Annotated in this window: 24 protein-coding genes and 7 tRNA genes; 23 read left to right on the top strand and 8 right to left on the bottom strand. The window is 39.5% G+C overall.

The window, feature by feature from the left end; all coding sequences use genetic code 11:
- Positions 1 to 5: 5 nt before the first annotated feature.
- Positions 6 to 890 carry a FixH family protein gene (locus ABD985_RS14545; RefSeq protein ID WP_345372922.1) on the bottom strand — a complete coding sequence of 295 codons (885 nt, stop codon included), beginning with the start codon at positions 888 to 890 and terminating at the stop codon, positions 6 to 8.
- 261 nt (positions 891 to 1,151) lie between these two features.
- Positions 1,152 to 1,541 (bottom strand): hypothetical protein, encoded by a 390-nt coding sequence (locus ABD985_RS14540; RefSeq protein ID WP_345372920.1) that lies wholly within the window; start codon positions 1,539 to 1,541, stop codon positions 1,152 to 1,154.
- 159 nt (positions 1,542 to 1,700) lie between these two features.
- On the opposite strand from ABD985_RS14540, the gene ABD985_RS14535 reads away from it, so the two are divergent.
- Positions 1,701 to 2,540 (top strand): serine O-acetyltransferase, encoded by an 840-nt coding sequence (locus tag ABD985_RS14535; RefSeq protein WP_345372918.1) that lies wholly within the window; start codon positions 1,701 to 1,703, stop codon positions 2,538 to 2,540.
- A 617-nt stretch (positions 2,541 to 3,157) separates the two neighbouring features.
- Here the strand turns inward: ABD985_RS14535 and ABD985_RS14530 are convergent.
- The 4 genes from ABD985_RS14530 to ABD985_RS14515 form a co-directional block, all read right to left on the bottom strand.
- Entirely contained in the window at positions 3,158 to 3,775 is a 618-nt protein-coding gene (locus ABD985_RS14530) for a CatB-related O-acetyltransferase (RefSeq protein ID WP_345372916.1), read from the bottom strand.
- A 187-nt stretch (positions 3,776 to 3,962) separates the two neighbouring features.
- On the bottom strand, positions 3,963 to 4,685 hold the full coding sequence (locus ABD985_RS14525) for an ISAs1 family transposase (protein ID WP_345372914.1): 723 nt from the start codon (positions 4,683 to 4,685) through the stop codon (positions 3,963 to 3,965).
- A gap of 18 nt (positions 4,686 to 4,703) precedes the next feature.
- Positions 4,704 to 5,831 (bottom strand): transposase, encoded by a 1,128-nt coding sequence (locus tag ABD985_RS14520; protein WP_345372912.1) that lies wholly within the window; start codon positions 5,829 to 5,831, stop codon positions 4,704 to 4,706.
- Between the two features lie 53 nt (positions 5,832 to 5,884).
- A complete protein-coding gene (locus ABD985_RS14515; protein ID WP_345372910.1) occupies positions 5,885 to 6,319 on the bottom strand; it encodes a hypothetical protein in 435 nt (144 codons plus the stop codon).
- Positions 6,320 to 6,830: 511 nt separating this feature from the next.
- On the opposite strand from ABD985_RS14515, the gene ABD985_RS14510 reads away from it, so the two are divergent.
- Together ABD985_RS14510 and ABD985_RS14505 are read left to right on the top strand one after the other, a co-directional pair.
- On the top strand, positions 6,831 to 9,197 hold the full coding sequence (locus ABD985_RS14510; protein ID WP_345372909.1) for a glycosyl hydrolase family 18 protein: 2,367 nt from the start codon (positions 6,831 to 6,833) through the stop codon (positions 9,195 to 9,197).
- 252 nt (positions 9,198 to 9,449) lie between these two features.
- Complete coding sequence (locus ABD985_RS14505; RefSeq protein WP_345372908.1) at positions 9,450 to 10,352, top strand: polysaccharide deacetylase family protein; 903 nt, start codon at positions 9,450 to 9,452, stop codon at positions 10,350 to 10,352.
- Positions 10,353 to 10,576: 224 nt separating this feature from the next.
- On the opposite strand, the gene ABD985_RS14500 is transcribed toward ABD985_RS14505, so the two are convergent.
- A complete protein-coding gene (locus ABD985_RS14500) occupies positions 10,577 to 11,260 on the bottom strand; it encodes an SIR2 family NAD-dependent protein deacylase (protein WP_345372906.1) in 684 nt (227 codons plus the stop codon).
- Positions 11,261 to 11,810: 550 nt separating this feature from the next.
- On the opposite strand from ABD985_RS14500, the gene ABD985_RS14495 reads away from it, so the two are divergent.
- The 11 genes from ABD985_RS14495 (at position 11,811) to ABD985_RS14445 (ending at position 18,978) form a co-directional block, all read left to right on the top strand.
- Entirely contained in the window at positions 11,811 to 12,203 is a 393-nt protein-coding gene (locus ABD985_RS14495; protein WP_345372905.1) for a hypothetical protein, read from the top strand.
- A gap of 21 nt (positions 12,204 to 12,224) precedes the next feature.
- The gene (locus tag ABD985_RS14490; protein WP_345372903.1) at positions 12,225 to 13,022 is read left to right on the top strand and encodes a hypothetical protein; all 798 of its coding nucleotides are present in this window, start codon (positions 12,225 to 12,227) and stop codon (positions 13,020 to 13,022) included.
- 178 nt (positions 13,023 to 13,200) lie between these two features.
- Complete coding sequence (locus tag ABD985_RS14485) at positions 13,201 to 13,866, top strand: hypothetical protein (protein WP_345372902.1); 666 nt, start codon at positions 13,201 to 13,203, stop codon at positions 13,864 to 13,866.
- Between the two features lie 365 nt (positions 13,867 to 14,231).
- On the top strand, positions 14,232 to 14,645 hold the full coding sequence (locus ABD985_RS14480) for a DMP19 family protein (protein WP_345372900.1): 414 nt from the start codon (positions 14,232 to 14,234) through the stop codon (positions 14,643 to 14,645).
- Positions 14,646 to 14,714: 69 nt separating this feature from the next.
- Positions 14,715 to 14,999, top strand: coding sequence for a hypothetical protein (locus ABD985_RS14475; RefSeq protein WP_345372899.1), 285 nt, complete (start codon positions 14,715 to 14,717; stop codon positions 14,997 to 14,999).
- A complete protein-coding gene (locus tag ABD985_RS14470) occupies positions 14,996 to 15,445 on the top strand; it encodes a hypothetical protein (protein ID WP_345372898.1) in 450 nt (149 codons plus the stop codon). The genes ABD985_RS14475 and ABD985_RS14470 overlap by 4 nt, the downstream gene beginning before the upstream one ends.
- A 28-nt stretch (positions 15,446 to 15,473) precedes the next feature.
- Positions 15,474 to 15,905: a hypothetical protein gene (locus ABD985_RS14465; RefSeq protein ID WP_345372896.1), complete on the top strand. Its 432-nt coding sequence runs from the start codon at positions 15,474 to 15,476 to the stop codon at positions 15,903 to 15,905.
- Positions 15,906 to 16,125: 220 nt separating this feature from the next.
- On the top strand, positions 16,126 to 16,860 hold the full coding sequence (locus ABD985_RS14460; RefSeq protein WP_345372895.1) for a hypothetical protein: 735 nt from the start codon (positions 16,126 to 16,128) through the stop codon (positions 16,858 to 16,860).
- Positions 16,861 to 16,887: 27 nt separating this feature from the next.
- Positions 16,888 to 17,472 carry a hypothetical protein gene (locus ABD985_RS14455; RefSeq protein WP_345372893.1) on the top strand — a complete coding sequence of 195 codons (585 nt, stop codon included), beginning with the start codon at positions 16,888 to 16,890 and terminating at the stop codon, positions 17,470 to 17,472.
- Positions 17,473 to 17,981: 509 nt separating this feature from the next.
- Complete coding sequence (locus ABD985_RS14450; protein WP_345372892.1) at positions 17,982 to 18,401, top strand: energy transducer TonB; 420 nt, start codon at positions 17,982 to 17,984, stop codon at positions 18,399 to 18,401.
- 61 nt (positions 18,402 to 18,462) lie between these two features.
- The gene (locus tag ABD985_RS14445; protein ID WP_345372891.1) at positions 18,463 to 18,978 is read left to right on the top strand and encodes a hypothetical protein; all 516 of its coding nucleotides are present in this window, start codon (positions 18,463 to 18,465) and stop codon (positions 18,976 to 18,978) included.
- Positions 18,979 to 19,273: 295 nt separating this feature from the next.
- On the opposite strand, the gene ABD985_RS14440 is transcribed toward ABD985_RS14445, so the two are convergent.
- Positions 19,274 to 21,856 carry a DNA gyrase/topoisomerase IV subunit A gene (locus ABD985_RS14440; RefSeq protein ID WP_345372889.1) on the bottom strand — a complete coding sequence of 861 codons (2,583 nt, stop codon included), beginning with the start codon at positions 21,854 to 21,856 and terminating at the stop codon, positions 19,274 to 19,276.
- Between the two features lie 356 nt (positions 21,857 to 22,212).
- Here ABD985_RS14440 and ABD985_RS14435 point away from each other — a divergent pair.
- The 9 genes from ABD985_RS14435 (at position 22,213) to ABD985_RS14395 (ending at position 25,043) form a co-directional block, all read left to right on the top strand.
- Positions 22,213 to 22,287: transfer RNA gene (locus ABD985_RS14435), tRNA-Pro, on the top strand.
- Between the two features lie 50 nt (positions 22,288 to 22,337).
- Positions 22,338 to 22,411, top strand: a tRNA-Arg gene (locus ABD985_RS14430).
- A gap of 43 nt (positions 22,412 to 22,454) precedes the next feature.
- Positions 22,455 to 22,532 (top strand) — tRNA-Pro (locus ABD985_RS14425).
- Positions 22,533 to 22,597: 65 nt separating this feature from the next.
- Positions 22,598 to 22,671, top strand: a tRNA-Arg gene (locus tag ABD985_RS14420).
- Between the two features lie 58 nt (positions 22,672 to 22,729).
- Positions 22,730 to 22,807: transfer RNA gene (locus ABD985_RS14415), tRNA-Pro, on the top strand.
- 63 nt (positions 22,808 to 22,870) lie between these two features.
- Positions 22,871 to 22,944, top strand: a tRNA-Arg gene (locus ABD985_RS14410).
- A 43-nt stretch (positions 22,945 to 22,987) separates the two neighbouring features.
- Positions 22,988 to 23,062, top strand: a tRNA-Pro gene (locus ABD985_RS14405).
- Between the two features lie 624 nt (positions 23,063 to 23,686).
- Complete coding sequence (locus ABD985_RS14400) at positions 23,687 to 23,980, top strand: Dabb family protein (protein WP_345372888.1); 294 nt, start codon at positions 23,687 to 23,689, stop codon at positions 23,978 to 23,980.
- 247 nt (positions 23,981 to 24,227) lie between these two features.
- Entirely contained in the window at positions 24,228 to 25,043 is an 816-nt protein-coding gene (locus tag ABD985_RS14395) for a 2,3,4,5-tetrahydropyridine-2,6-dicarboxylate N-succinyltransferase (RefSeq protein WP_345372886.1), read from the top strand.
- Positions 25,044 to 25,078 lie beyond the last annotated feature (35 nt).

Below are 25,078 nucleotides of genomic sequence, written 5' to 3'. Positions count from 1 at the left end.
TGGACTTAGAATTCAAGGTAGAAAGACAGATCCTCTTCCACGTCCATGCTGTTGACCAACACTTCCTCACCCATTTTGATACGGGTTTTCAGCTGCCAGTCTCCTGTCATATTGAAGTTGATAGTCCCTTCGTAATGTCCGTGCATCTTATGCATAGGTTGTTGGCCTTCAGGAGCGCCATGTCCCATTGATGGCATATAAGCTTCCAACTCAATACTTAGGTCTGTTACAGGCATAAAACCCGTACCGTGATCCATCATACCTTCTGCCGTACGCATGCTTCCATGATCCATTGGCATCATCTTGTAAGCGGCAATCACGATTTCCTGCTCTCCTACTCTTGGCATATCTTCCTTAAAGTAGTATGCAAAGAAATAACGTGTCTCTCCTACCTGCTTACGAATAATGGTTTGATAGTTTGCCTGCTGAATCGCAAAAGTACTATTCTTGTCCATTACCGTAATCGGGAGGGTATGCATATCCATTTGCTCTCCTTCCGTCACTTCCAACATCAGCGTCCAAGCGCCACCCATGCTTGGCATGACGAAGGTAACTCCTCCTTCGTATACTCCATTATCAGCGTTCAATACCGGTTGGTCCGTTGGAGCCGAGTGGCTGTGTCCTCCGTCCATCGCCATCATAGGCATCCATTTTACGGATGGAGTGGTTACGGCATTACCTTCTGCATCTTGTAGGGTAACCATCATTTTGTTGTACCCTGCAAAAAGAGTTTCCTCTACACTCCAAACAGTTGCTTCCAATCCCGTATTAGGAAGTGTGATCGTCTCTACTTTGGTGTAGTTAAGCATGGGGTCCACGGTGTTCTCCTCAGAACAAGCAGTGAACAAAAAGGCAAATGCAATAGCGAATACGATATATATATTTTTCATCTTGATTTTTTCTAAATGTGGTTTCGTAAAATTTTGGGCATAGGATACCCGTAACTAGTCAATAGTGGTGCTTTTTGGATACTAAGTACTAAGACAGCTACGTCATACTTTAAGTGTACTTGAGCGAAGACGCTCAAACGATGGTAAAGTCGTAGCGTGGACGCTACGACTAGTAATACCACTTAGTGGTACCACCTGGTGGTACAGCTAATCGTACAACTCCTATCAATAGCAGTTATATATCCCTAGAAAAGAAGAAAATTAAACGAACCGGGGAGGATGAAAAATATCATAAAGGTGGGTATCCTTCCAAAGAAGGCGGTAAGGAGGGACTTCCTCCTCGGTGGTCAACAAAGTAGAGAAAAGAAAAGGGGATTCCTGAATCAATTCCTCAGCCAAAGCATTGGGAGCGATTACAATACCGCCTTTTCCCTCCTGCTTTTTCTGCTGCTCCTGGGTATCTTCCAGCTCACCTTTCAGGTGACACTGCCCATGACATTGCAATTCAGGTTTATCCTTATTGATGCAAAACAATTCTTCGATCATCTCTTTTCTGTACTCATAGTCCACCACCAGCAAAGGCATAGCCAATGCGTTCAGCAACATAAAGGCTGAAAGCACATAAAAGCTAAGGCTTGATTTGATAGACATTTGTTTCACTGATTTGAAGAATAGTTTGCTAACTTTGTTTATAAATGCAAATATAGATAACTCAAATCTTACATTTGTTAATTTCGTACATTAATAAATGTAAACAACAGTGACCATTTTCAGTGTGCCTAGTTTCATTGAAAATAAATTGAAGTAGTGATGAAAGATTTCAAAAAGATATATGCCCGCATACAGGAAAACAAATGTTGTATGCATACCCCCCCAAAAGAAAAAGCGGAAGACTTTATCGATAGCCTGTATAACTTTCTTTTCCCAGTAGTCTCAGGTCATGAGCAAGGAGCCATGGCCGCTGAGCTTTCTTTTTATAAGTTAAAGGGTAAGTTTCAGGAACTCCTTCTTCCTTTAAGGGATGAGTTTGAGGTGAATATAGAAGAAATATGCAACACCTTTTTCAAAGCCCTACCGGATGCTTACACCATGATTATGGATGATGCCCGTGCCCTATTGGCCGGAGACCCTGCAGCCAAGCATATTGAAGAAGTTATTTTGGCCTATCCGGGATTCTTTGCTACCTATGTTTACCGTATGGCACATATTATCTATCAGCTAAAAATCCCTATCATCCCACGCCTATTCTCAGAATATGCCCACCGCAAAACAGGAATTGATATTCACCCCGGCGCAAAAATTGGTCATTCTTTCTGTATGGACCACGGTACCGGAATTGTTATCGGAGAAACCTGTGAGATTGGAGATCACGTCAAAATATATCAAGGGGTAACCTTGGGAGCCTTAAGTGTAGAGAAGAGCATGGCAGAGATCAAGCGTCATCCTACGATTGAGGATAATGTGGTGATCTATGCCGGAAGTACAATTCTTGGTGGACATACTATTATTGGCAAAAATAGTGTAGTGGGTGGTAACGTATGGTTGACTTCCAGCTTAGCCCCTAATTCTGTGGTCTATCACCGCAGTGAAGTAAAGATTAGAAATAATGAGGAAGTGAAGGAGAATGCGGCGATTGATTTTGAGATCTAAAAATCAATTGCTGAATCTTCTCTTTATTCTTTTCTTCCCGACACTGGTCTTAGGCTCCGCCACGTCATGTAATGATAAGACCTAAAAGCGCTTTCGACGAGCGTCCACGCTCGGGTGGTATGAGTGAAAAATGGAGGTTGGTGATGGATTGATAGATCGAATAAAAAATCGTCCTGTTTCGTCAAGTGACGGGATAAATCCCGCCCCTATGTGATGTCACCCTTTCAGGGTTTAGGTAGCATACAACCCCGTTATAGGTGACGTCTACTAGCTGTGATCAATGGATGTTAGTTCAAGGATGTCCTTGAACTGGAAATGATGGAAGCATGCACGTCATGTAACGATTCCGAATTGTTATGAAATAGGTAACACGAAAGCAAATGCTTTCGTCATTGTGGGTCCAAGATGAATCTTGAACCAGCACCCTTTGTAAAAAATAGAAAGCTAACTGCGAACAGTAAGTCTTCCCATTCATAGAAACTATATGTGAATGGGGCAGTTTTTTTTATGGAAAAATCAAGTAAAATGGATATATGGTAAATTTAGATAATAAATGAGTTATAATATATAGACTGACGAATAAGATTATAGTCATATTTGCTAGTCCAAACTTATCTTTATAAAGCATCCAAATCATTCCCCGTCAGATGTTGCACATTTCTAGTAATCTTATCAAGATCCCAATCCCACCATTTCAGTTCCAATAGCTTTTGAATCTCTTCTTCCGAAAAGCGCTTCCTTATTTCTTGGGCAGGATTCCCTCCTACTATCGAATAAGGCTCAACATCCTTCACTACTGTCGCATTTGTCGCAATGATAGCACCATCCCCGATGGTAACCCCCGCCATAATGGTTGCATTGTAACCGATCCAAACATCATTACCAATTACGATATCTCCTTTTTGTGGATATGATTTTCCTTCCATGGCCTTTTCCCATCCATTGCCAAAAATGGCAAAAGGATAAGTGCTCAACGCTTGGCTTAAGTGATTGGCGCCATTCATGATAAACTTGACATCAGAGGCAATCATACAAAACTTACCGATGATAAGCTTGTCGCCTACAAAATCAAAGTGGTACTTTACATTTTTCTCAAAGTTCTCTACGTTTTCAAAATCATCATAGTAGGTATAATCCCCCACAATAATATTAGGGTTCTTAATGATATTTTTCAGGAAGCAAAGTCTGTCGTAATGCTCCAATGGGTAAATCGTATTTTTATCGGGTCCTTTCATCCTATCAATTGCTGTATCTTTTCTTTATTCTTTTCTTCGATTTTACTAAAAAGCATTGCTCTACAATAACGGGCATCGATACTATCCTATCATTCCAATAGCATTAGCCATCCATAATTCCTGAAATGAATTTGTGAAAATTCTCCTATCCTTTCGGTAAAGACACGGCTTGTTCATAAAAATTTTCTCAGCACATTTCAAAGAAGCGCCACACGTCTTTGAAAGAGTAGATCATGTCTTCTTTTAGTCGCTTAATACTTCTACTTTTGACCATCTTATTCATGCCATTATGAATATAACTCAAAATAGAAGCTACCGATCTTTGCAAGTCACTGTCAAAGCTTTTGAAGTGATCCTCACCAAAGACTGTATCTCTCGTGTGATTATTAACTTCCACTGACCAATGAGCTCTACATAACGATTGAAATGATGCAGCATTTAACTCATTATTAGATATATATATTGAATTATTCTCAGTAATCCCACCCGTTTTCATGTTAATAGTTTCTCGCTTGATAAGTGCAAAAGTCTTTATGCCTGTGCTCTCCCATCCCTGATCAAGTACTTCATGATTTACACTATATTGAAAGGCACTTCTTGTTTCAATTCTTCCATGACCTTTTTCAACAGTATGTGATGTACTTTGATACGGAAGATGTTCCGCTATATGCTCAAGATCTTCCAAGAGATGCTTTTGATTCCCTTTCACCTGGCAGAGGTAGACTCCGCTCTTTTCATGAATGAGTGAAAGTGTTTTTTTACTGGTATGCAAAGCGTCTAAAGTGATCCCTTTTCCTTCTAAATTATCCAGCTTCTGGAGATACTCCTGAACCTTGGTTTTTTCTGATGACTTCGCTCCGTTATAGAAATCTACAATACTACCCTCCAATCCATCATGAGTGACACTCATAATAATACTCTCTCCTGACTACTGGACATGAGGCTTATGAGACAATAATTGCCGCTTCCTGTCCAGTAGGCCAGTATCAAGTATGTAATCTATAAATTGTACAATACTGCCTGGCTTCTGATAAATCGAGTTGATACCCCTTCTAAAAACAGACTCTTCCAGGTATATCGCACCATTCTTATAGCGCTTTTTACGGATTACTTTCAACTGCTTAAGTCCTTCAAAAAGAGCCAGGCAATAAGCCAGAACAAGTATTGCCATCATTAACTGAATCTTTCCCTCATCCCGCAGTGAGATAGCCTCTAAATGAAAGCCATTGGATTTCATATTTTTAAAACAATTCTCAATCATCCACCTCATGGCATACGCTCTAGCTACGGTAATCTTCCCTTCTTCGGTAGTCAGTAAATAAAGGATAGGTTCATCAGAATCCGGGTCCATATTTTTCACCATAATCAAGGTATAGAGCTGCTCTCCAAGTTGTATCTTTTTACGGATACCATTCTTGCGTTTCAAGCATCTACGCTCCATTTCATCATACTGATAACCAGAGCTATTATTCACGGCATCTTTATAGATTCCTTTACGAAGTCTGATGATAAAACCGATGTTGGAAGTCTGTAAATGATTAAACCAGTCTTCTCCTATATACTCACGGTCAGCCAGCAATACTTTGTCTTTCAAGCGATACTTGATGAGCACTTCCTCAAAAAGTAATACACGTTCATGCTCATTGCTTATCCCTTTTTTAAGCAGATTATCCCACCATAATGGGATGACTTGTCCTTGATACACAGCACCCAGCATCATAAAATGATAACACTGTTCTCCTAACGACCATTTTGTGCCATCCATAACCAGATACTTCACTTCATCCTTGAAAAGCGTGTGAGCGATTTCAAGAATTAACTGCCATAGCTCATCGTTATCCTTATTGTTTTCAAACAATCGATGAAGACGCTTGTAGTGACTCTCTGGTTTCGTATCTGTATTCCCTAAAAGTTCTCCCACACTCTTTTTCAGCTTATTCAAATTCACAGTTTCCTGCTTGAGGAAAAGTAAAGCTAGTAGAAGAACATTTTTTAGCGTATGTGTTTCGATTTCAGGAAATCTCTCCTTAAATTTATTCAATAGTGAGTTGAGCATATCTTTAAAGTTTTGTCACTTATAAAATACGCTTTTCTCACTATTTTTTTATCTCATGTCCAGTAGTCAGTACTCTCTCCTCTGTTTTGTCCCAATAAGCTATCAATGCTACCTCTCAGCTCTTTACCATCTATAGCCATCCACTCAATCGATGGATCTCCTATTGATTCCTCTATATGATCCGATAATATCGTATTAAAAACCTCATAGTCAAGATCAATTAGGATCCTTATTAACTGAGATCGACTCACACATTTATCACTTTGAGTATAATTCAGTCTTCTGCTCACCGTACGATAAAACCGCTGCATGTTTCTGTAGATGGACAACATAGAATAACGACTCTGGTGACGTAAAAGGGCTACAATGAAAAGAATAATCACAAAAGCTAATTCATGTTGTTTTCCTCTATTATCTCTTGTATCAGGCAATCTTTCCTGTAACTTTGCATAAAAGGCTTCGGCATTTTTAGGGGTAACCTGGATCATATGTATCTATTTAGAATTCGCACTCCAAATATATACATTATCTGTTACCCTATTTTTTTATGAACAAGCCGTGTCGGTAAAGATGAATAATCAACAAATTATTAAAAAAATACATATTAGAAGCTTTGTGTTGTTTTTATACAATTGCATTCATCTTATTTTATTTCACCAAGTAATTCAACTAAACATTATGAACGAACGAAGCTCAACTAAACAACATGAATAAGCCTTTTTAAAAAACTTTCGTATCTATCGATAAAAACACTACCTAACAACCTGTATCCCCCAAAACATCACCTAAAAAGGCTTTTAAGGCCTTTAAAACACTATTTGTATCCCCTAAGATCCTATAGGTGTACCCCTAATTGTACCCCGAGAAGATTTTATATCACTATTTTTTTACCCTATGTTAGATTCAACAATCAAGGAAAACCCTTACTATTTATTATATCTCGTATTCGCAGGTCTCTAATCCAATCCGATGTCTGTGGCGAATCATTAACAATACGATATGAAAATGAATAATTACAACCCAGGAGGTATTGTCTTGATGGCAATTACCTCCTTCTTGCTTCTAGTAAACATTACTATTGTCCATGCCGCTAATTGTGATGGCGTTCCCAATTACGCGCCATATCCTGAAATCTACATGAGTGGTGATCGAGTGGTTCATGAAGGTATCCTATATGAGTCACTTGCGGACAATCTATACAATGTCACTCCGGGTACGGCCGATCATTGGTGGAAACCACTAGGCACTTGTGATGGTGGCAGTACAGACACTCCCCCAACGGTGAGTTTTACGGCACCTACCAACACTATTTTTACTCAGGAGACTTTCGCATCGATTAGTATCTCTATAGCGGTCTCTGATGATAATAGCGTTGCATCCAGCAGTATTACGGTAGATGGCATAACCACTTCCGGTACAAGTGCTACCTTTACACCTTCTGCCTATGGGGACTATGTCGTAACGGCTTCCGCTACGGATGATGCAGGACAGTCCACTACAGCAACACTTACCATCACGGTTCTTGAACCGGATGTTGTCGTAGACAATCCTCCAACAGTTAGCTTTACAGCACCTACCAATACTACAATTACACAAGACACCTTCGCTCCTATTAGTATTAGTATACAGGTATCTGATGATAATATCGTTGCATCCAGCAGCATTACGGTAGATGGCGCAACCACTTCCGGTACAAGTGCTAGCTTTACGCCTTCTGCCTATGGAGACTATGTCGTAACGGCTTCCGCTACGGATGATGCACAACAAAGCAGCACAGCAACCTTAACGATCACTGTAAAAGAACCTACGGTAGTATCACCTCCATCCGATGAGTTTTTGATTGTGGGTTATTTGCCGGATTATCGTTTAGGTGCAGTCAACAGCATTGATTTCAGTAAGCTGACACACGTAGTCTTCTTCTCCTTGCAGCCTAACACCAGTGATCTTACTACTTATGCGCCGTTATCGGCAGGAGCACTATCCGGCTTGCAAAACCTGGTTACCAAAGCACATGCAGCAGGTGCTAAAGTCACGATCGCTTTAGGAGGATGGGGCAAGAGTCAAGGCTTCAGTCAGATTGCCGCTGACCCGGCCCTGAGAGTAGCCTTTACTTCCAGTGTGATGGACTTTGTCACTCAGTATGACTTGGATGGTGTTGACCTGGACTGGGAATACCCTGCGTCCAACGAAGGAGCTAACTTCAAGGCATTAATGCAAGGTTTTGCAGATGCGCTTCAGCCTCAAGGTAAAATCTTGACGATGGCCGTAGCAGCCTACGGAAGTAATGCTGCCGGAAAAGCCGTAGCGGCTGATGTGGTAGATTACATTCACCTGATGACGTATGACGGAGGGGATCACGGGACGATGGCACAGGCACAGCAATCCATTGACTTCTGGACGGGTTATGCTCCTGCAAGCAAACTGGTTCTGGGTGTTCCGTTCTATGGTAGAAATAGCGGAAATAGTGCCGCCACTTATGCTGATCTACTGGCACAAGGTGCTAGTCCTGATGCCAACACACACAACGGCTACTACTACAATGGTAGACCGATGATGGTAGACAAAGTAAACCTTGCTGCCGAAAGAGGCACTAGCGGTATTATGATCTGGGAACTTGGACAGGATGCCTTTGATGATCGCTCCTTGCTGACAACCATCTACGATGCTGCTGCTCAACTACAACCTGCTTGTGAAAGTAACTGTCCTCCTCAGGTTTCCATTAATTCTCCTTCAGGTACGATACAAGCGGACCTTCCTTATACCCTAACGATAGACGCTACCGCTTCTGATCCTGACGGTACTGTTAATGCTATCACCTATGCGGTTAATGGAAATACGATCAGTGGCAATTCCTATATTGTTAATACTTATGGACAATATGCCATCACTGTTACGGCTACAGATAACGATGGGAATACTAGCGTAGCAGAGTCCACTATTACTATTGAAGAAGTTCCACTTTGTGACTTAGAGGCCTGGGATCCTTCTGTAGCCTATCAAGGTGGGCATGAAGTTTCTTACGAAGGTCGTGTATATCGTGCCAAATGGTGGACAAGAGGAGATATTCCTTCTAGCAGTGAGGAATGGGCCGATATGGGAGCCTGTGGTAGTGCTCGATTTGCACAGTCATTCACGGCAGAAAGCATTTCCGTATATCCTAACCCTTTCCAAACATCATTAACCATTCAACTAAGTGGTTTGGAAGAAGGTATTGTTTCTTTAGTCGCCTTGAACGGCAAAACTATTTTTACCTCTAAAATTAAAGGGCAAGTACAAATCGACACCAATACCCTTCAAAAAGGATTATACATCTTACAGGTGAAAACGAATACTTCTTCTGTGATGAAGAAAATCATTAAGCAATAATTTCACTTAATTGGTAAGCTAGCTTTGTTGAATCGTTGATTCGTTGAATTGAGCTTCGCTCGTTGATTCGAGTTGATATGTTGTGTGAGTATTAATACGTATGTATATATCAATCAACAATTCAACTCGAATCAACTCACCGAAGGTGAAATTCAACGATTCAACGATTCAACAATCTTGATTGGCAGCAGGCAAGATGACGATTCAATACACGCCATACTTTTTTATTTAACAGTAAATAAACACGAGAATATGAAAGTCCTCTATTTTTTTCTTCTTATCATCACCTCCATGATGACTTATGCACAACAACCGACTCTATCCTTTACCTTTGATGATGGAAGTACCCGTGACCTGGCAGGACATCCCCTGAAAGAATGGAATGAGATGATCTTATCACACCTCAAACATCATGAGGTACAAGCGACTTTCTTTGTGATTGGAGGAAATAAGCTCGACGAGAAAGGACATTACCTTCTCACTTCCTGGAACGAGGCTGGACATCAAATTGCCAATCATACCTTTTCACATCCCAACTTTAATCAAGAAGATATTACCGTTGAACGCCTCAAGGAAGAGATCCTTAAGACCGATAGCCTTATACAACAATACACTAACTTTACTCCTTACTTCCGTTTTCCTTACTTATCAGAAGGAAATACGGCAGAAAAAATCAGCCTATCCCGTCAATTCTTAAAAGAGATCAATTACAAAAATGGACATGTGACCATCAACGACGCCGATTGGTATATTGCAGGTAGATTAGAACAGAAGCTTGCCGAAAACCCCGATATGGATTTGGAAGAATTCAGAAACTTCTACATATCCCATGTCTATGAAATGGCCCTATTCTTTGAGCAACTGGGGTATGACCTTACCGGAAGACATATCAAACATACTCTGCTTCTACACCACAATCTTGCCTCTGCTTACTTCCTTGGTGACCTGATTACTAAGTTCAAAGCAGAAGGGTGGAATATTGTAGCTCCTGAAGAAGCCTATCAAGATCCTATTTACCAAAAGGAACCCAAACATGCCGGACAAAGTTTACTATGGGCAATAATGCTGGATCAAGCAAGAGAAGAGGAAATGATGCAACTATTGGAGCAATTTAGTGCATATAAGAAGGAGAATATGGAGGAGTTAGGGTTGTGATCTGCGGATTGAGGTGGGAGAAATAATCATCATACTACCAACTAGCTTTGTTGAATCGTTGAATTTCTCCTTCGGAGAGTTGAATTAAGCTTCGCTCGTTGAATCGAGTTAAGCTGTTGATTGAATTCAATAAACAATTCAACTCGAATCAACGATTCAACGAGCGAAGCTTAATTCAACGATTCAACAGAGCTAGCTAGCAGTATAAAATCTTAACTTTTAATTTAAGACACCAATAACTCCACCACCTCTTTCACTCCTTCTGTTGCTCTTTTCTGAACATAATGCACCATGGCAGGGCGGAACTCAAAATTAGGCACCTCTGGGTTAACCACATAGATCGGAGCATCCGGACGTGCATAATCCACTAGTCCGGCAGCAGGATACACCACCATGGAAGTTCCTACGACAATAACCACATCCGCCTGCATGATGACCTCCACACTAGGCTCAATCATCGGAACCATTTCTCCAAACCAAACAATATGAGGGCGCAACTGACTTCCCTTCTCACATAGGTCGCCCTTTTTCAGCTCCCAATGGTCCATCTCATACACCAAAGACTCATCCACCGTACTTCTGGATTTAAACAGTTCTCCATGTAAGTGGATAATATTGGTAGACCCTGCCCTCTCGTGCAAGTTGTCTACGTTCTGGGTGATCACGGTCACCTCGTGATGTTGCTCCAAAGCCGCAATCCCATAATGGGCCGCATTTGGCTCGACCTCCAAGGCTTGCTTTCTTCGTTGATTGTAAAAATCCAACACCAAGTCAGGATTGGCTGCCCATCCTTCGGGAGAAGCAACTTCCTCGATACGGTGTCCTTCCCATAAGCCATCGGCTCCCCTAAAAGTGGCAATTCCTGACTCTGCGCTGATGCCTGCGCCTGATAAAACAGCAATTTTCATATCGTTATTGTTCAAGTTGTTTAATTGAGCTTCGCTCGTTCATGATGTTTAGTTGAACGCAACTATTCTTGCGCTACTACTCTAAGAGTTCAGATTTTACTTGAAAGGTCTTTTGTTACTATAGCCTTCAAAGTTGTAAATAGTCAAAGAGCAATTTCACCTTAACTAAATAATTCTCATTTTGCAGAATTCCTTGATTAAATTATCTTTAAAAGATACTCTTTAACCTTAAAAACTAAAATGAAAGCTGCCAGACTTTTTGCCTTTGCCTTGCTCTTAATGGGTTGCCCCCTACTCTAAGAGTTCAGATTTTATCTTACTTGAGTAGCCTTTTGTTTCTATTGATGACACAAGATAAAATCGCTCTTAGAGTGGCTGTTTATTACTCAAGCTCTCAAGCCCATGAATAGTCAAAGAGCGATTTTATCTATGAAGCGTTATAGGTTTCTCATGAAAGGTAGCCGATAAAATCTGAACTCTTTGACTAGGTTAAAATACCAAGGACTTTGGAAGCTTGACTTGAACTATTAATGATCTAATTTTAGAAACAATGCTATACCTCGAAATCTCGAGTCCATACAATCAAGAAACATTGATTATAGAGGAAGACCAGAAGTCTATTTGGGCCTACCTTCTTGATCATAAGCAGGGAATCATTATGGATGGCTTTCTTTGTTCTACAGGAACGTTAGTGAATAGCCAACAGGAAATTAAAGCAGCTATCGACCGAGGACTTGCTCCTCCCCTACAAACTAAATTCAAAAACAACCATTCCATTCAGACCAATTTATCTGAAAAGATCATTAGCGTTGATTGGTACTCTCCTAATCAAATATTGATTTATATAAATGACATCTTATACTTGAAAATGCTTAGTGATGAACAAGTCTCCTATTCATTGGCAGTCAATCAGGATGGACCTTATGGGAAACAACTCATCTAACGACAAACTAAACAACGATCTATGCGCTTTACAGCCCTTTCATTAATTATTGCCATTGCCATTACCCATTCTGTATTTGGGACACAACAAATTCCTGAAAAAATTATTTACAAAGGGGATACTTTAGCACTTCTCTCCTTGCCATTTGAAGAAAAACTTGAAACCATTAAAAATAAAACTCAGATACATACTCGGTTGGGAAAAATGTGTTCAACAGCCTTATATAGAGGTTATACTGGCCTTTGGAAAATAGAGCATGGAGAACTATACCTCATCGATATTGATATATGCGGTGACCCAGACAAAAGCTTTTTGGATAGGCTCTTCCCAGGACAACAACTACCTATTAAAGCTACCTGGTTTACTGGAGAGCTCTATATCCAAGAAGGCAAAAGGTTGTATTACTCACTTAATCCTACGGGATTTGGTGGGTTTAGTGATAAAGAAGCGGTCATTACAATCACGAACGGTAACCAAACCGATCTTAAATACTTCTATAATGGACCTAAAGCAACTCAAACGGGAATGTCAAGTGATTTTGTAGCAGTTGTACGCGAGGTATATCGAAACATCGACTGGATAAATATAAAATCCCTTTCTGAGGATTATAAGTTAACTTTAGTCGTTCGCCTTAATACAAATACACCTTTCACAATTAAAGGTGACCTACAAGGTATTTACCGTAAAGAATTAGAAAATGTTATTGATAGCCTCCCCCCTTTACAACCATTTCTCATCCGGGGTAAGACTCCAGAGCTTGGCTATTTGTTTCCTATTATTTTCAGTCAGAAAATGAAAGATAAATTTGGGAAAGGGTAATCATAAACTCTTTTACCTTCAGCAAGCAACTCATTTGGGTCGAAAGCAATGATATTTCCAGTTGTGACTGTGTGAATAGTCCTCATCCGAATGGAGGGCATTATGAATTAAGGAAGAATTGATCCGTTACATGAACTAATCTACACACAGAATTCCAACCACTATCTGTAATACGCTCATGAGAATAATTAATGAACAGGTCTTACCAAAGGAACTTCTCTTAGTAATTGAGAATGATGAACTAGAATGGGATGGTGGTGCAATTATATCCTCAATAGAGTACTTCGGTGATGATGCTAAAATTATATTATCGATTCTCTTGGATCGATCTGAAGAAGCTCAGTCATGGGCAATTCAACTAAAAGGAGTCAGAAACGAATATATACAAAGGGAATGGTCCGAAGATATCGTTGTTTATGATCAACATTTTTTGATAGACGAACAAAAAGACTCTATCACTGAACTATACATTAAAAATAGAGCTAAAGACCCATATAAGCTACTTCATGACCTATATCTTCACTTCTTATCCAAGTTTAACGGTTGTATCGCTTTTGATAAGTATTTGAATAAAAGTCATGATTTTGAATTTCTATTACAAATGACTGATGGCCTTTTTGCCCAAGGTCCTGAATTTATATTAAAAGAGATCAATAGTATTCTCAATCAAAACGGATGCGAAACTTATTTTTGGGGTGATCGGGTTTCTCAACGGTGGAGCAATAACCAATGCATAGATGAAACTTCAAACTTGATTGTATTATGTATTGGTGATAGCTACTATATTGCTGAAGAGATCACTTTTACGAGATTAAACAATGATCACAAAATAAATCCCCTTTGATTATGAATACTTTTTTCTCTAAAGCTTTGCTAGTTGTAGTATCAATTATAGCATTCCAACCCATCTATCTGAACGCCAAACCTTTTCTAAGAATTGAATGCTTTGGGGACATCAAGTGAGTGTAAGTGATTTACATGAACAAGAAAGAACCTCCTTGGATAGCTTAGAAGATGTCTATGCAACGGTAGTTGATGATTCCGGAAGGTGGCTTTCTAATCAAATTTACCGAATGGAAAATGGGACAATATTAATTGATCTTGGAGAAATTGATATAACAAAAAATGGAGTAAACTAAATCAAAAAGTTGCATTTATGAGTTGAGTGCAGCCATAATAAAAAACGTACTACGATAAATTTCAAAACATATGACAAGAGAAGAAGCCCAAGCTGCCTGGGAAAAAATAGTTGAATTAGGTTTCTCAGATTATAATCAATTAAGCAGAGAGGAGCGAGTATGGTTTAATATAGAGCCACTTACCATTGATGGATTATGGGATCACTATATTAATCATGGAGCTGATAAAAACTCAGATACAATTGAAGATTTGGAATACCTAGGATTCCACTCAATAGCAGAGCAACTGCAAGAGTTTAATAAGAAGTTTTTCCCAAAAGGGGTTCCTCAAGATCGTGACGAGAGACAAGAACAGTTAGATGCATTTTCAGAGGATGAACTAGAAAACTATATTGATGTAATGGATGATAAGTTCTGGGATCTATCTGACGATTTAGACAATGTGCTACTTAAGCATATCAATAATACCGGAATAGGTAACTAATTCAACAAGACCCTATCATTAATCTTTGAATTATTCTCCTATGCTACAAACCTATATCACTAAACAAATATGACTAAATTTAAAGATGGCAATCTTACAACAGAGGAAGCTTTTTGGGTAATGTGGTACTTTTTAAAAGAACATTATGACCTATCTGAAGGAGCTTTTGATATCAGTGATATCCTCAGTGCTTCTGAACCTGTTGAGTTCAATGAATTAGGACACATGGATGGAAATGAAACAGGAAACAGGCGAAAGGCCCCTATTGATAACGGTATGATAAGCTTTTGGAATAAAGCAATTGAAAAATTTAAGTCGGAAGGAATTCCTCCAGTAAAGAAATTTAAAAAATGAAGTTCCCTAAAAAGATCCCAATAGAACGATTAGAAGATTATCACACCCATTATATCGGAACATATGAAGACGGAAAGCAATTTTGGGGCTATGAAACCTTTGTGATAACAAAAAGAGACATTTCTCCATATGAGAATTGGCAACAATATCGAAGAGAATATGCGGTACTATACTTATTTGATAGCGAAGGCAATTTCCAAGAAGTTAAACATGAATTTGCTGGAACAACTGATGCTCTAAAATTTGACACAGATATAAAGATTGAACAATTGGTTTCTAGCCTGAAAGGTGTCGAATACCACGACATTGAAATTAAACCTTTCGAGGTTGAAATTAATGGATACAAGTTTGGGTTAATTCCTAACCATGAGTCGGAAATGATCGAACTGCAACCTAGCAGTACGATCGCATTTTCCGAACCTTGGGATGGAGCATATTGGACATAAAAACATCATAACCAACAAACATTAGAACATGAGTTGTATACTTAGAATAGAAGGTGTCAACTTTAAGGTAGACCAATTCTTGGAAGTCACATTACTTGAGCCTTATAAAGTCTGGCATTCAGGAGAACTTGTAACACCAAAAAGAAAACATGAATCTCTTTACACAACCAGCGGTTGTAACATTGACATTAGTGCTGCTGATTTTGATGAGTTCCACATTCAGAAATCTGATGCCATAAAATTCATGATCGATAACTACGATAAGCTGCTAAAATTACCCAAATTTGGCCTTTTAGAAAGTGAATCCGCTACTCTTGATTTTGGTATTTATACTAGAATGTTTGATGTTGGCAGGCAAACTGACCGATTTGAACCTGAACTTTTAAAACTCGCTGGCAACTTAAATCTTACCATAGCGCTAAGTCAATACGAACCAGCTACAAGAGAGGAAAATAAATAATAAAAGAATAATTTTATCTATGGAGTTTTATGGCTTTCTAATGAAAAATAGTGAATAAAATCTGAACACTTTGACTAGGTTAGAATACCAAGGAGGAATTGGTAAGGCCAAGCAGTTTATGTTAGATACACTCACTCCTAAGAAGGTTGATAATTGCAAGAAGTTGCCTAAAAGGAGACTACGAACTTATCAAAATAAGATCCAAAGCCTATAAAACTTTATGAAGAAAAGTAATAGATTCTCACAGCACTTTAAAAATAAACCTGAACCAGAGCTTCAAGCCATCCTTATTAGCCAACAATATGTTTATGAAGCTAAGCAAGCTGCTTTTTGGGAATTAGAACGACGGAATCTGGCACCTGTAACTAAACTAAAAAAACCGATTATTAGACCTGAACAGCCAAGATATCAGATGTCCAAATCGGAAAAAAGTGATGCTAAATGGCAAATGATTAGTATGGGAGTAATAATAATTAGTATCGGGATTTACTTTAATTATGATGCGCTCTTAGTGACAGAATCCTCATTGATTCCCATCAAAGGAAAAATAGAGTATTCAAAAACATTTGTTGAACGGATATCATCTACAGGTAGGTTTGGAAGTGAACATTTCAGCAATAAGGCTACCCTTGAAATCAAGCTTTTTGAACACCCCTCCACATTTCATATGTTCGAAAATATTGAGCAAAATATGTATCATCAATATTATGAGTCCCTATCAAGAGAATTAACTGAAGAAACTCCTGTAACGATATGGGTGTCTAAAAATAAAATGAGGTATGGTCCAGATTTCTTTAAACTAGATATTAGAGATAAAACAGAAATTGACATGGCTTATACCTCTTACAAGAGCCGATTTGGCTTTTTCCTTCTTCTAACGATTGGCACTCTCATTATTTACTTAGGAACACGAACAAATTGGACAGAAAAAGTTAGAGGAGTTTTTAGAAGTTAATGTTATTTAGAGAAAAGAGTATAACCTATGAAAGTATTCTTCACCTACTTTTTCATCCTAACGACATCCATAACATTTGCACAGGACTGCCTTCAGTATTTCGAACCCACTTCGTTGAAATTTTCAATTGAGAGAGTGTTGGTGGATACTACCTCCAAAGTACCCACCCAATGGCATTATACCAATGAACCTCTAAAACTGGATGAATCAGAGAGAGGCAATTTTACAAGGAGCAAATTACAGATTTTAATTAAGGATACGGATGAAATCTTCTATGACAAGTACACTAAAGGAATTGAAGTTTCACTTGTCAACCTCACTGATTCAACCGTATCTATCGTTGTCGAAGAAAATCATCTAGACCTCAGAAAACAAGTCTATTATAACAATGAATGGAGGGATATTGAGTCAACAGGTTCGTATGAGTGTGGGTTGAGTTACTGGATCGTAGAGCTCAAAACCTATGAATATTTTCAATCAACCCTTCCATGCAGCAGAGGTAAGGTAAATGCTGAAGCAAGGTATATCTTGCGAAGTGCAAATTTGCCCATTATTACGTCAAGGACTTTTGAAAGCAGTTTTAACCTAGAAGAACTTTTAGAAAAAATATAGCTAACATATGGCCCCCTATTCTAAACATTCAGATTTTTTCTTACTTGAATAGCCTTTTGTTTCCCCCCTACTCTAAGAGTTCAGATTTTATCTTACTTGAAAAGTCTTTTGTTTCTATTGATGACACAAGATAAAATCGCTCTTAGAGTGGCTGTTTATTACTCAAGCTCTCAAGCCGATGAATAGTCAAAGAGCGATTTTATCTATGAAGCGTTATAGGTTTCTCATGAAAGGTAGCCGATAAAATCTGAACTCTTTGACTAGGTCGGGGTCACAACCAGAGAGTACTACAGATTCGGTACTTTTGAAGCTGTTTGGATCATCAAAAACAAGAAGCCCATCGGACGATTCACAGCATTTTATTATACCAATTATGATGAGATGAAAGGACAATTATTAATACCATACGATGGTGAGAAAGATATAAATTCAGTTCAGCAATTTTTATTACAGACTGGTTTCCTTCAAAAAATAAACGACTAATTGTATGTGCTTTAAATAAAAAAACAATGAGATACATATTACTTCTAAGCCTCATCTCAATTTTTTGGACAGGCCCTACCCTGGCTCAAGATAGTATATCTCACTGTTTATCAAGTGTCGATACACTAACCAATCGCATAGTGTTTAAATCAGTGGATATTGAACCCCAAGTTATAGGTGGAATGAACAAACTTTTTTTGAAAATATGGAAGACTTTAAAAGTCCCTAAGCACTTCACACCTACCGAGTCCAAAATAGTGATCGCTTTTATCGTTGAAACAACTGGAAACGTCACCGATTTGAGAACAATTAAAAAAATTGAGGGAACAAATTTAGATGAACAATTAAAAGGCATAATAAGTACCTCCAAATGGAATCCAGGAATATGTAAAGGTGAAAAAGTACCGACACTTAGAGTGCTGCCATTAATAGTTGATTATAAATAACAACAACTCACGCTCCTTAATTTAGTGTACCCCCCTTATTTCATAGATCCTGAATACCAAGATGAAGTACTATAAATATATCTGGGAAGAGGAAGATCGAGTCACCAATCTCCTTGAGCTTGACGATGAATATTTTTGCTATCGAGCAATTTTCCTTGGAGAAAAGGAAGCCTTTTCAACGAACAAAATCAGTCAAGATGACCCCTATTTTCTACCTGAAGGAAGTTTTGAAGAAGTCCTTGACGAGTTGGAAGAAATTTCAACAGAAGAATTTATTTCTACGTGGAAAAAGGTAAACAAGAATCTTACTACTCACCTCAAGAGGATAAAAACAACTTTCTACAAAGGTAAAAGGGTAAAAGCTCGTGTCCTCTGCTTCTACCCTCAAGGAGTCATTTTTGATTGTGAAGAGGCTTTCAATGGAATTGGTAATTATGAAGATTGCCTTGCGGAATTTGGTTATAAAAGAATGTATCCTAATCAAGTTTTTGAGCTAATAGTAAGCGCTATAGATGAAGAGAACCTGATGATTCAACTAGAAACCTCCTCTACCTATCATCGTAATAAAAAAACGTAAATCACTACATCTACTGTCTCTAATCTTGTCAAAAGGTAGTTACTGCTATACCTAGTCAAAGTAAAACATATAAAAACGAGCGTGGACGCTCGCCGAAAGCGCTTTTAGGTCTTAGGCAGGAGCCTAAGACCAGTGTCGGGTCGTATCATTACATGACGTGCGGAACGCTACGACCAGTATCCCATAATTCTTCATTCTTCATTAAATTCGGATAGTTATGGTACCACTTCTCCCCTCAACAAAAAAGCCTGGGCATATCAACACCCAGGCTTCTCTTACAATAATTTATCATACCTTAAAACAACCCTAAACCTCCTCCGGCTTCAGGTCCCTTAGGTGCTTCTACCTCTTTCTTTTTTCGCTTTCCATCCTCATCAGTAATTTCATCATCTGGAGAAACAAGGGTCGCTTCTACAGAAGTTTCGTATGGTAGCTTTTTCCCTAACGCTTTCCATCCCATGACATCGACGAACAACTTCAGGTTCATCTCTGTCTTGGTTTTCTTGCGACCTATCTTATAGGCAATCTCTGCGACAGGATTCTGCTGCGTAGTCACCAATAATAAACGAGAAGCTGAGAAATCTGTAATGTACTTGAATCTCTTGTTTAGAGAGGTTGTCTCTACAATAAAGCGTTTGACATAATAAGCACGCTTATCCGTATCATAGTGTACAGCTGTAATTGGTTTCTCTGGTCTGAACTTCTCTAATAGAACTACACGACGAGGGTCATAACGGTTGATCAGGTCGAAGTTAGTCAACTCATATTCTCCTGAATCATAGAATACTATGATCTTATCCTCATCATTAAACTTGCCAAGGTATTTACCATTCTCATCTTTATTCAGTAAACCTACGGCCTCATCATACCATAGATCCACTGCCGGCAAGGTAGATACCCCTTCTTGCTTTAAGTATACCCTACGCACAGGATACTTGGTCAAAATATTCCCTTGGGAGGTCTTTCCTTTGATTTCCAGTTCAGCAAAGTCATACTCAAAGGATTTGATCTTGGCTTTACTATTTGGTGAAAGCGTTACGCCTACAATCTCTGCCTCCCCGTTAGGGTTAGCAGTAAAGTAAAGCACCTTACTTCCTTTAGTCCCTTTAGTGACATCATACTCTCGATCTCTTGTAAAGCTCAATACCTGAAAACGTTTCACTCGGGCTACACCGGTAGTTCCATCCACGTAAGCCGCATTATACACTTTACGCTCGTCTCCCTTAACATACACCTCCGTATGAATGATGTCCTTACCCACGAAGACTTTGTCTGCTATTTTGGTAATGGTATACTTGCCGTCTTTTCTGAATACGATAATATCATCAATATCAGAACATTCCATGACTTCCTCTACCCCTTCTTCTTTCTTCAAGGCATATCCAATAAAACCTTCTTTTGCATTCACATAAAGCTTGGCATTATTGGCAGCTACCTTAGCCGCTTGAATGGTATCGAAGCTGGTAATCTCCGTCTGACGATCAAAGTCCTTACCATATTTCTTCAGAATATTTTTGAAGTAATCAATCGCATAATCCACTAGGTTTTGCAAGTGCTCCTCAACCTCTTCCAGCTCTCCTTGCATTCCCTTCAATAGCTCATCGGCCTTAAAGGTATCAAACTTGGAAATACGCTTGATCTTAATTTCTGTCAGACGAACGATATCCTCCTCTTTGATCTCACGATAGAAATCTTTCTTATAAGGATCCAGTCCTTTGTCAATGGTTTTCAGTACGGCCTCCCAAGTCTCACACTCCTCAATATCACGATAAATACGATTCTCGATAAAGATCTTCTCCAATGATGAGAATAGTATTTTCTCCAACAACTCAGCCTTCTGAATCTCCAGTTCCTTCTGCAGTAACTCTAATGTATTCTGCGTATTAAACTTCAACACCTCTTCTACAGGCAAGAAATGCGGTGTTTCATCAATAATCACACAGGCATTCGGAGAGATTGACACTTCACAATCTGTAAAGGCATACAAGGCAGCTATCGTTACATCCGGCGATTGTCCTGCCCCAAGCGAAATTTCTATTTCTACTTCTGCAGCAGTATTATCCACTACCTTCTTGATCTTGATTTTCCCTTGATCATTTGCCTTGATGATGGAGTCAATCAAACTGGAAGTTGTCGTTGAATATGGTATCTCCTTAATTAGGATCGTTTTATTATCTACCACTTCCATACGTGCTCGCACACGTATCTTTCCTCCTTTCTGCCCTCCATTATAATTGGAGAAGTCTGCCATACCTCCTGTTGGGAAGTCAGGGTATAATTGTACGTTCTTACCTCTTAAAAGATCAATAGAAGCTTTCAACAACTCTTGCACATTATGAGGCATAATCTTGGTTGCCAATCCCACGGCAATACCCTCTACTCCTTGCGCCAATAGCAACGGAAACTTAACGGGTAAGTTTATAGGCTCTCGCTTTCGCCCATCATAAGACTGTTGCCAATCCGTTGTCTTAGGGTTAAAGACTACATCCAACGCAAACTTGGATAATCTTGCCTCTATATAACGAGGAGCAGCCGCACTATCCCCCGTACGTACATCACCCCAGTTTCCTTGCGTCTCAATCAGGAGATTTTTTTGCCCCATATTCACGATAGCATCTCCAATAGCGGCATCTCCATGTGGGTGATACTGCATGGTACTACCAATAATATTGGCCACTTTATTAAAACGCCCGTCATCCATTTCCTTCATGGCATGCATAATACGACGTTGCACAGGCTTCAAGCCATCATACACCGAAGGAACCGCTCTTTCCAGGATTACATAAGATGCATAATCCAAGAACCAGTTCTCATACATATTGGAAACGTGCAGGGTACCACTTTCATGGTGCTCATTGGTATTCAGTTCGTTCTCCACCTTTATTCAGTTCTATAACACAAATAATAGTTCGATTTTCAGAAAAGCTAAATGCTTGAAAATTAAGCATCTTAAAAAAATTACTCTTATAAAAGGGAAGAGCACACCCACCTATAGCCCAAAGTTAGCCCATTTTGTGAGTTTTCAATGGCTTCACAGACTGTTTGCCTGACAAAAATAAGAGTTCCTTTAAAAGTTACAAAAATAAACATTCATATTCTCTATATGTTTAAAAGATAAGCATTCTAAGATAAGTTCATTTTTTTATATTTTTTTTGAAAAAAGTTTTGCGACTTTGAAAAAGACCCTTACCTTTGCAGAGCAATTTTCAAAAGGGCGTCTGAAAAACAGTTTTTCGGGGTGTAGCGCAGCCCGGTTAGCGCACCTGGTTTGGGACCAGGGGGTCGCAGGTTCGAATCCTGCCACCCCGACGAAAAACAACTTTAAAGACCGTTTTTAGACCTTAGTGAGAAAAGGCAATGGTCCGGTAGCTCAACTGGATAGAGCTTCTGCCTTCTAAGCAGAAGGTTCCAGGTTCGAGTCCTGGCCGGATCACTTAGTATAGGATAACGATTCTATATTCTTTCAATCAGTACTTCGGGGTGTAGCGCAGCCCGGTTAGCGCACCTGGTTTGGGACCAGGGGGTCGCAGGTTCGAATCCTGCCACCCCGACCATTTTTCAACTATGAAAAATAATTGTACTGATCAATTTTCCAGCTCCAAATAAGATAGAGGCTTTTGGTCCGGTAGCTCAACTGGATAGAGCTTCTGCCTTCTAAGCAGAAGGTTCCAGGTTCGAGTCCTGGCCGGATCACTATAGGGTCATTAATACTGTTTAATGGCATCAAAGGTATTCTTATTTATTTGGAGCTCGGGGTGTAGCGCAGCCCGGTTAGCGCACCTGGTTTGGGACCAGGGGGTCGCAGGTTCGAATCCTGCCACCCCGACCATTTCTCTGAAAAGAGAATTTGCTCGGAAATAAAATCTATTCTGAATTAACAAAGAAGCCAAATGGTCCGGTAGCTCAACTGGATAGAGCTTCTGCCTTCTAAGCAGAAGGTTCCAGGTTCGAGTCCTGGCCGGATCACTACTTTCATTAGAAAGTAATTTCTGTGATTTAATTCAGAATACGGGGTGTAGCGCAGCCCGGTTAGCGCACCTGGTTTGGGACCAGGGGGTCGCAGGTTCGAATCCTGCCACCCCGACTTATTTCGTAGGGAGTGTGAGTAACTCCATGGAAAGCCATCTGAATCTTATTCGGGTGGCTTTTTTTTGTTGAGAAGTTGAGTAGGGCTTCGCCCTGTTGAGTTTCACCTTCGGTGAGTTGAGACTATATTTCACCTTCGGAGAAAACTCTTACGCTGATTTTTTGATAAAAATATTAAGCCTATTCTTTTTTACTAGACTTGATCACAGTTCACTTCGCACGAGCAGAAAATACATCCTTAGTTAAAAAGTAATACGTATCAACCTTAACCGATCTAGTAAACCGCTTGGTCCAAGAGTAATTCCTTACTCGTACCTCGTTCGGAATTTGAACCCTTGAACCAGTTCAGTACTTTACCCTTCTTATAAACAATTCACCGTAATAAACTCTACTAAAGAAAAAACTCAACTCACCGAAGGTGAAACTCAACAGCCCGAAAGACTACTCAACTTCTCAACAAAAATGTTTCAAATAAAACAGCAATCTCGACATTAATTACACCCCTAACAGATCCCCTACACATTACGTTAAATTTACAACTTTACCTTTGAGATAAGCCTTGCGATACGTAGCTTTGGAATACAATTATTTATTTAATCAATCCAAATTTACTGATAACAGGATGGTCAATCACACTGTATTGTTCAAGCTAAAAGCCGAGGCTTCCGAAGCACAGATTCAAGAAATGATCGATAGGCTTCACGCCTTAGAGGAGACGATTCCTTCTTTGGACAAAATCCACGTAAATTACAATTTCTCTGATCGCTCTCAAGGGCATCAGGTAATGCTTTACTCCCTTTTTGCCGACAAGGCAGCATTACAAGCTTATGCTGTACACCCTGCACACGTAGCGGTACTGGAAGAAAACATTAAGCCTATCTTGGAAGGAGTAACAGTAGGTGATATTGAATTTTAGTCTTTAGGGACTAAATCACCGCCCAATCATGTTATACCCTTTAGTTGGAGTATCCAATCCAACCACAGATTTAGAATGAAAATGATTTAGAAGAAGATGAGGAGATGGTTTGTCTCTTTTTCCGTTTATCGCTTATTGCTTATCGTTTAAATTAATAACATGTAAGCGATAAGCGATACATACTACCTTCTCACTCTTCCTCTAGGTCATCACTATATATTATTACTACAAATAGTCCGATAAAATAATGAACAATCACAAAGCATTAGTTGAAGCTGCATGGGAAGACCGTTCCCTATTGAAAGACGAGGCAACGATTAGCGCCATTAAAGAAACCGTAGAAGCGCTAGATCAAGGAACATTAAGAGTAGCGGAACCTCAGGGAGACGACTGGCAAGTGAATGAATGGGTGAAGAAAGCCGTTATTATGTTCTTCCCTTTGGCTGAAATGGAAACGATTAAGGTTGGTCCTTTTGAGTTCCATGATAAAATTCCTTTGAAAGAAAATTATGCAGAAAAAGGTGTTCGTGTAGTTCCTCATGCCATCGCACGTTATGGCTCTTTTGTTAACAAAGGGGTAATCATGATGCCTTCTTATGTCAATATTGGAGCTTATGTAGATAGCGGTACAATGGTGGACACATGGGCTACTGTAGGAAGCTGTGCACAAATTGGTAAAGATGTTCACCTAAGTGGTGGTGTTGGTGTTGGTGGGGTATTGGAGCCTGTACAAGCTGCTCCGGTAATCATCGAGGATGGTGCCTTCATCGGGTCTAGATGTATCCTAGTTGAAGGTGTTCGCATTGGTAAAGAGGCTGTATTGGGTGCAAACGTGACCATCACAGGAAGTTCTAAGATCATTGACGTAACAGGAGATGAGCCGGTAGAATACAAAGGATATGTACCTCCTCGCTCTGTGGTAATTCCAGGTAGCTTTACGAAAAAATTCCCTGCCGGAGAGTATAGCGTAGGCTGTGCCCTAATCATTGGTCAGAGAAAAGAAAGTACCGATAAAAAGACTTCTCTAAACGATGCACTTAGAGAAAACAACGTATCGGTTTAATTGATAATTAAGAATGAAGAATTAAGAATGAAGAA

Source organism: Algivirga pacifica (assembly GCF_039543525.1).
In the GTDB taxonomy this organism is placed as follows: domain Bacteria; phylum Bacteroidota; class Bacteroidia; order Cytophagales; family Flammeovirgaceae; genus Algivirga; species Algivirga pacifica.
Note: the sequence above shows the minus strand (reverse complement) of the source record. Positions and strands in the feature narration are given on the sequence as shown.

Excerpts from the sequence above, each read along its gene's own strand:
- ABD985_RS14545 (WP_345372922.1), bottom strand. The coding sequence starts at position 890 with ATGAAAAATATATATATCGTATTCGCTATTGCATTTGCCTTTTTGTTC.
- ABD985_RS14540 (WP_345372920.1), bottom strand. The coding sequence starts at position 1,541 with ATGTCTATCAAATCAAGCCTTAGCTTTTATGTGCTTTCAGCCTTTATG.
- ABD985_RS14535 (WP_345372918.1), top strand. The coding sequence starts at position 1,701 with ATGAAAGATTTCAAAAAGATATATGCCCGCATACAGGAAAACAAATGT.
- ABD985_RS14530 (WP_345372916.1), bottom strand. The coding sequence starts at position 3,775 with ATGAAAGGACCCGATAAAAATACGATTTACCCATTGGAGCATTACGAC.
- ABD985_RS14525 (WP_345372914.1), bottom strand. The coding sequence starts at position 4,685 with ATGAGTGTCACTCATGATGGATTGGAGGGTAGTATTGTAGATTTCTAT.
- ABD985_RS14520 (WP_345372912.1), bottom strand. The coding sequence starts at position 5,831 with ATGCTCAACTCACTATTGAATAAATTTAAGGAGAGATTTCCTGAAATC.
- ABD985_RS14515 (WP_345372910.1), bottom strand. The coding sequence starts at position 6,319 with ATGATCCAGGTTACCCCTAAAAATGCCGAAGCCTTTTATGCAAAGTTA.
- ABD985_RS14510 (WP_345372909.1), top strand. The coding sequence starts at position 6,831 with ATGAAAATGAATAATTACAACCCAGGAGGTATTGTCTTGATGGCAATT.
- ABD985_RS14505 (WP_345372908.1), top strand. The coding sequence starts at position 9,450 with ATGAAAGTCCTCTATTTTTTTCTTCTTATCATCACCTCCATGATGACT.
- ABD985_RS14500 (WP_345372906.1), bottom strand. The coding sequence starts at position 11,260 with ATGAAAATTGCTGTTTTATCAGGCGCAGGCATCAGCGCAGAGTCAGGA.
- ABD985_RS14495 (WP_345372905.1), top strand. The coding sequence starts at position 11,811 with ATGCTATACCTCGAAATCTCGAGTCCATACAATCAAGAAACATTGATT.
- ABD985_RS14490 (WP_345372903.1), top strand. The coding sequence starts at position 12,225 with ATGCGCTTTACAGCCCTTTCATTAATTATTGCCATTGCCATTACCCAT.
- ABD985_RS14485 (WP_345372902.1), top strand. The coding sequence starts at position 13,201 with ATGAGAATAATTAATGAACAGGTCTTACCAAAGGAACTTCTCTTAGTA.
- ABD985_RS14480 (WP_345372900.1), top strand. The coding sequence starts at position 14,232 with ATGACAAGAGAAGAAGCCCAAGCTGCCTGGGAAAAAATAGTTGAATTA.
- ABD985_RS14475 (WP_345372899.1), top strand. The coding sequence starts at position 14,715 with ATGACTAAATTTAAAGATGGCAATCTTACAACAGAGGAAGCTTTTTGG.
- ABD985_RS14470 (WP_345372898.1), top strand. The coding sequence starts at position 14,996 with ATGAAGTTCCCTAAAAAGATCCCAATAGAACGATTAGAAGATTATCAC.
- ABD985_RS14465 (WP_345372896.1), top strand. The coding sequence starts at position 15,474 with ATGAGTTGTATACTTAGAATAGAAGGTGTCAACTTTAAGGTAGACCAA.
- ABD985_RS14460 (WP_345372895.1), top strand. The coding sequence starts at position 16,126 with ATGAAGAAAAGTAATAGATTCTCACAGCACTTTAAAAATAAACCTGAA.
- ABD985_RS14455 (WP_345372893.1), top strand. The coding sequence starts at position 16,888 with ATGAAAGTATTCTTCACCTACTTTTTCATCCTAACGACATCCATAACA.
- ABD985_RS14450 (WP_345372892.1), top strand. The coding sequence starts at position 17,982 with ATGAGATACATATTACTTCTAAGCCTCATCTCAATTTTTTGGACAGGC.
- ABD985_RS14445 (WP_345372891.1), top strand. The coding sequence starts at position 18,463 with ATGAAGTACTATAAATATATCTGGGAAGAGGAAGATCGAGTCACCAAT.
- ABD985_RS14400 (WP_345372888.1), top strand. The coding sequence starts at position 23,687 with ATGGTCAATCACACTGTATTGTTCAAGCTAAAAGCCGAGGCTTCCGAA.
- ABD985_RS14395 (WP_345372886.1), top strand. The coding sequence starts at position 24,228 with ATGAACAATCACAAAGCATTAGTTGAAGCTGCATGGGAAGACCGTTCC.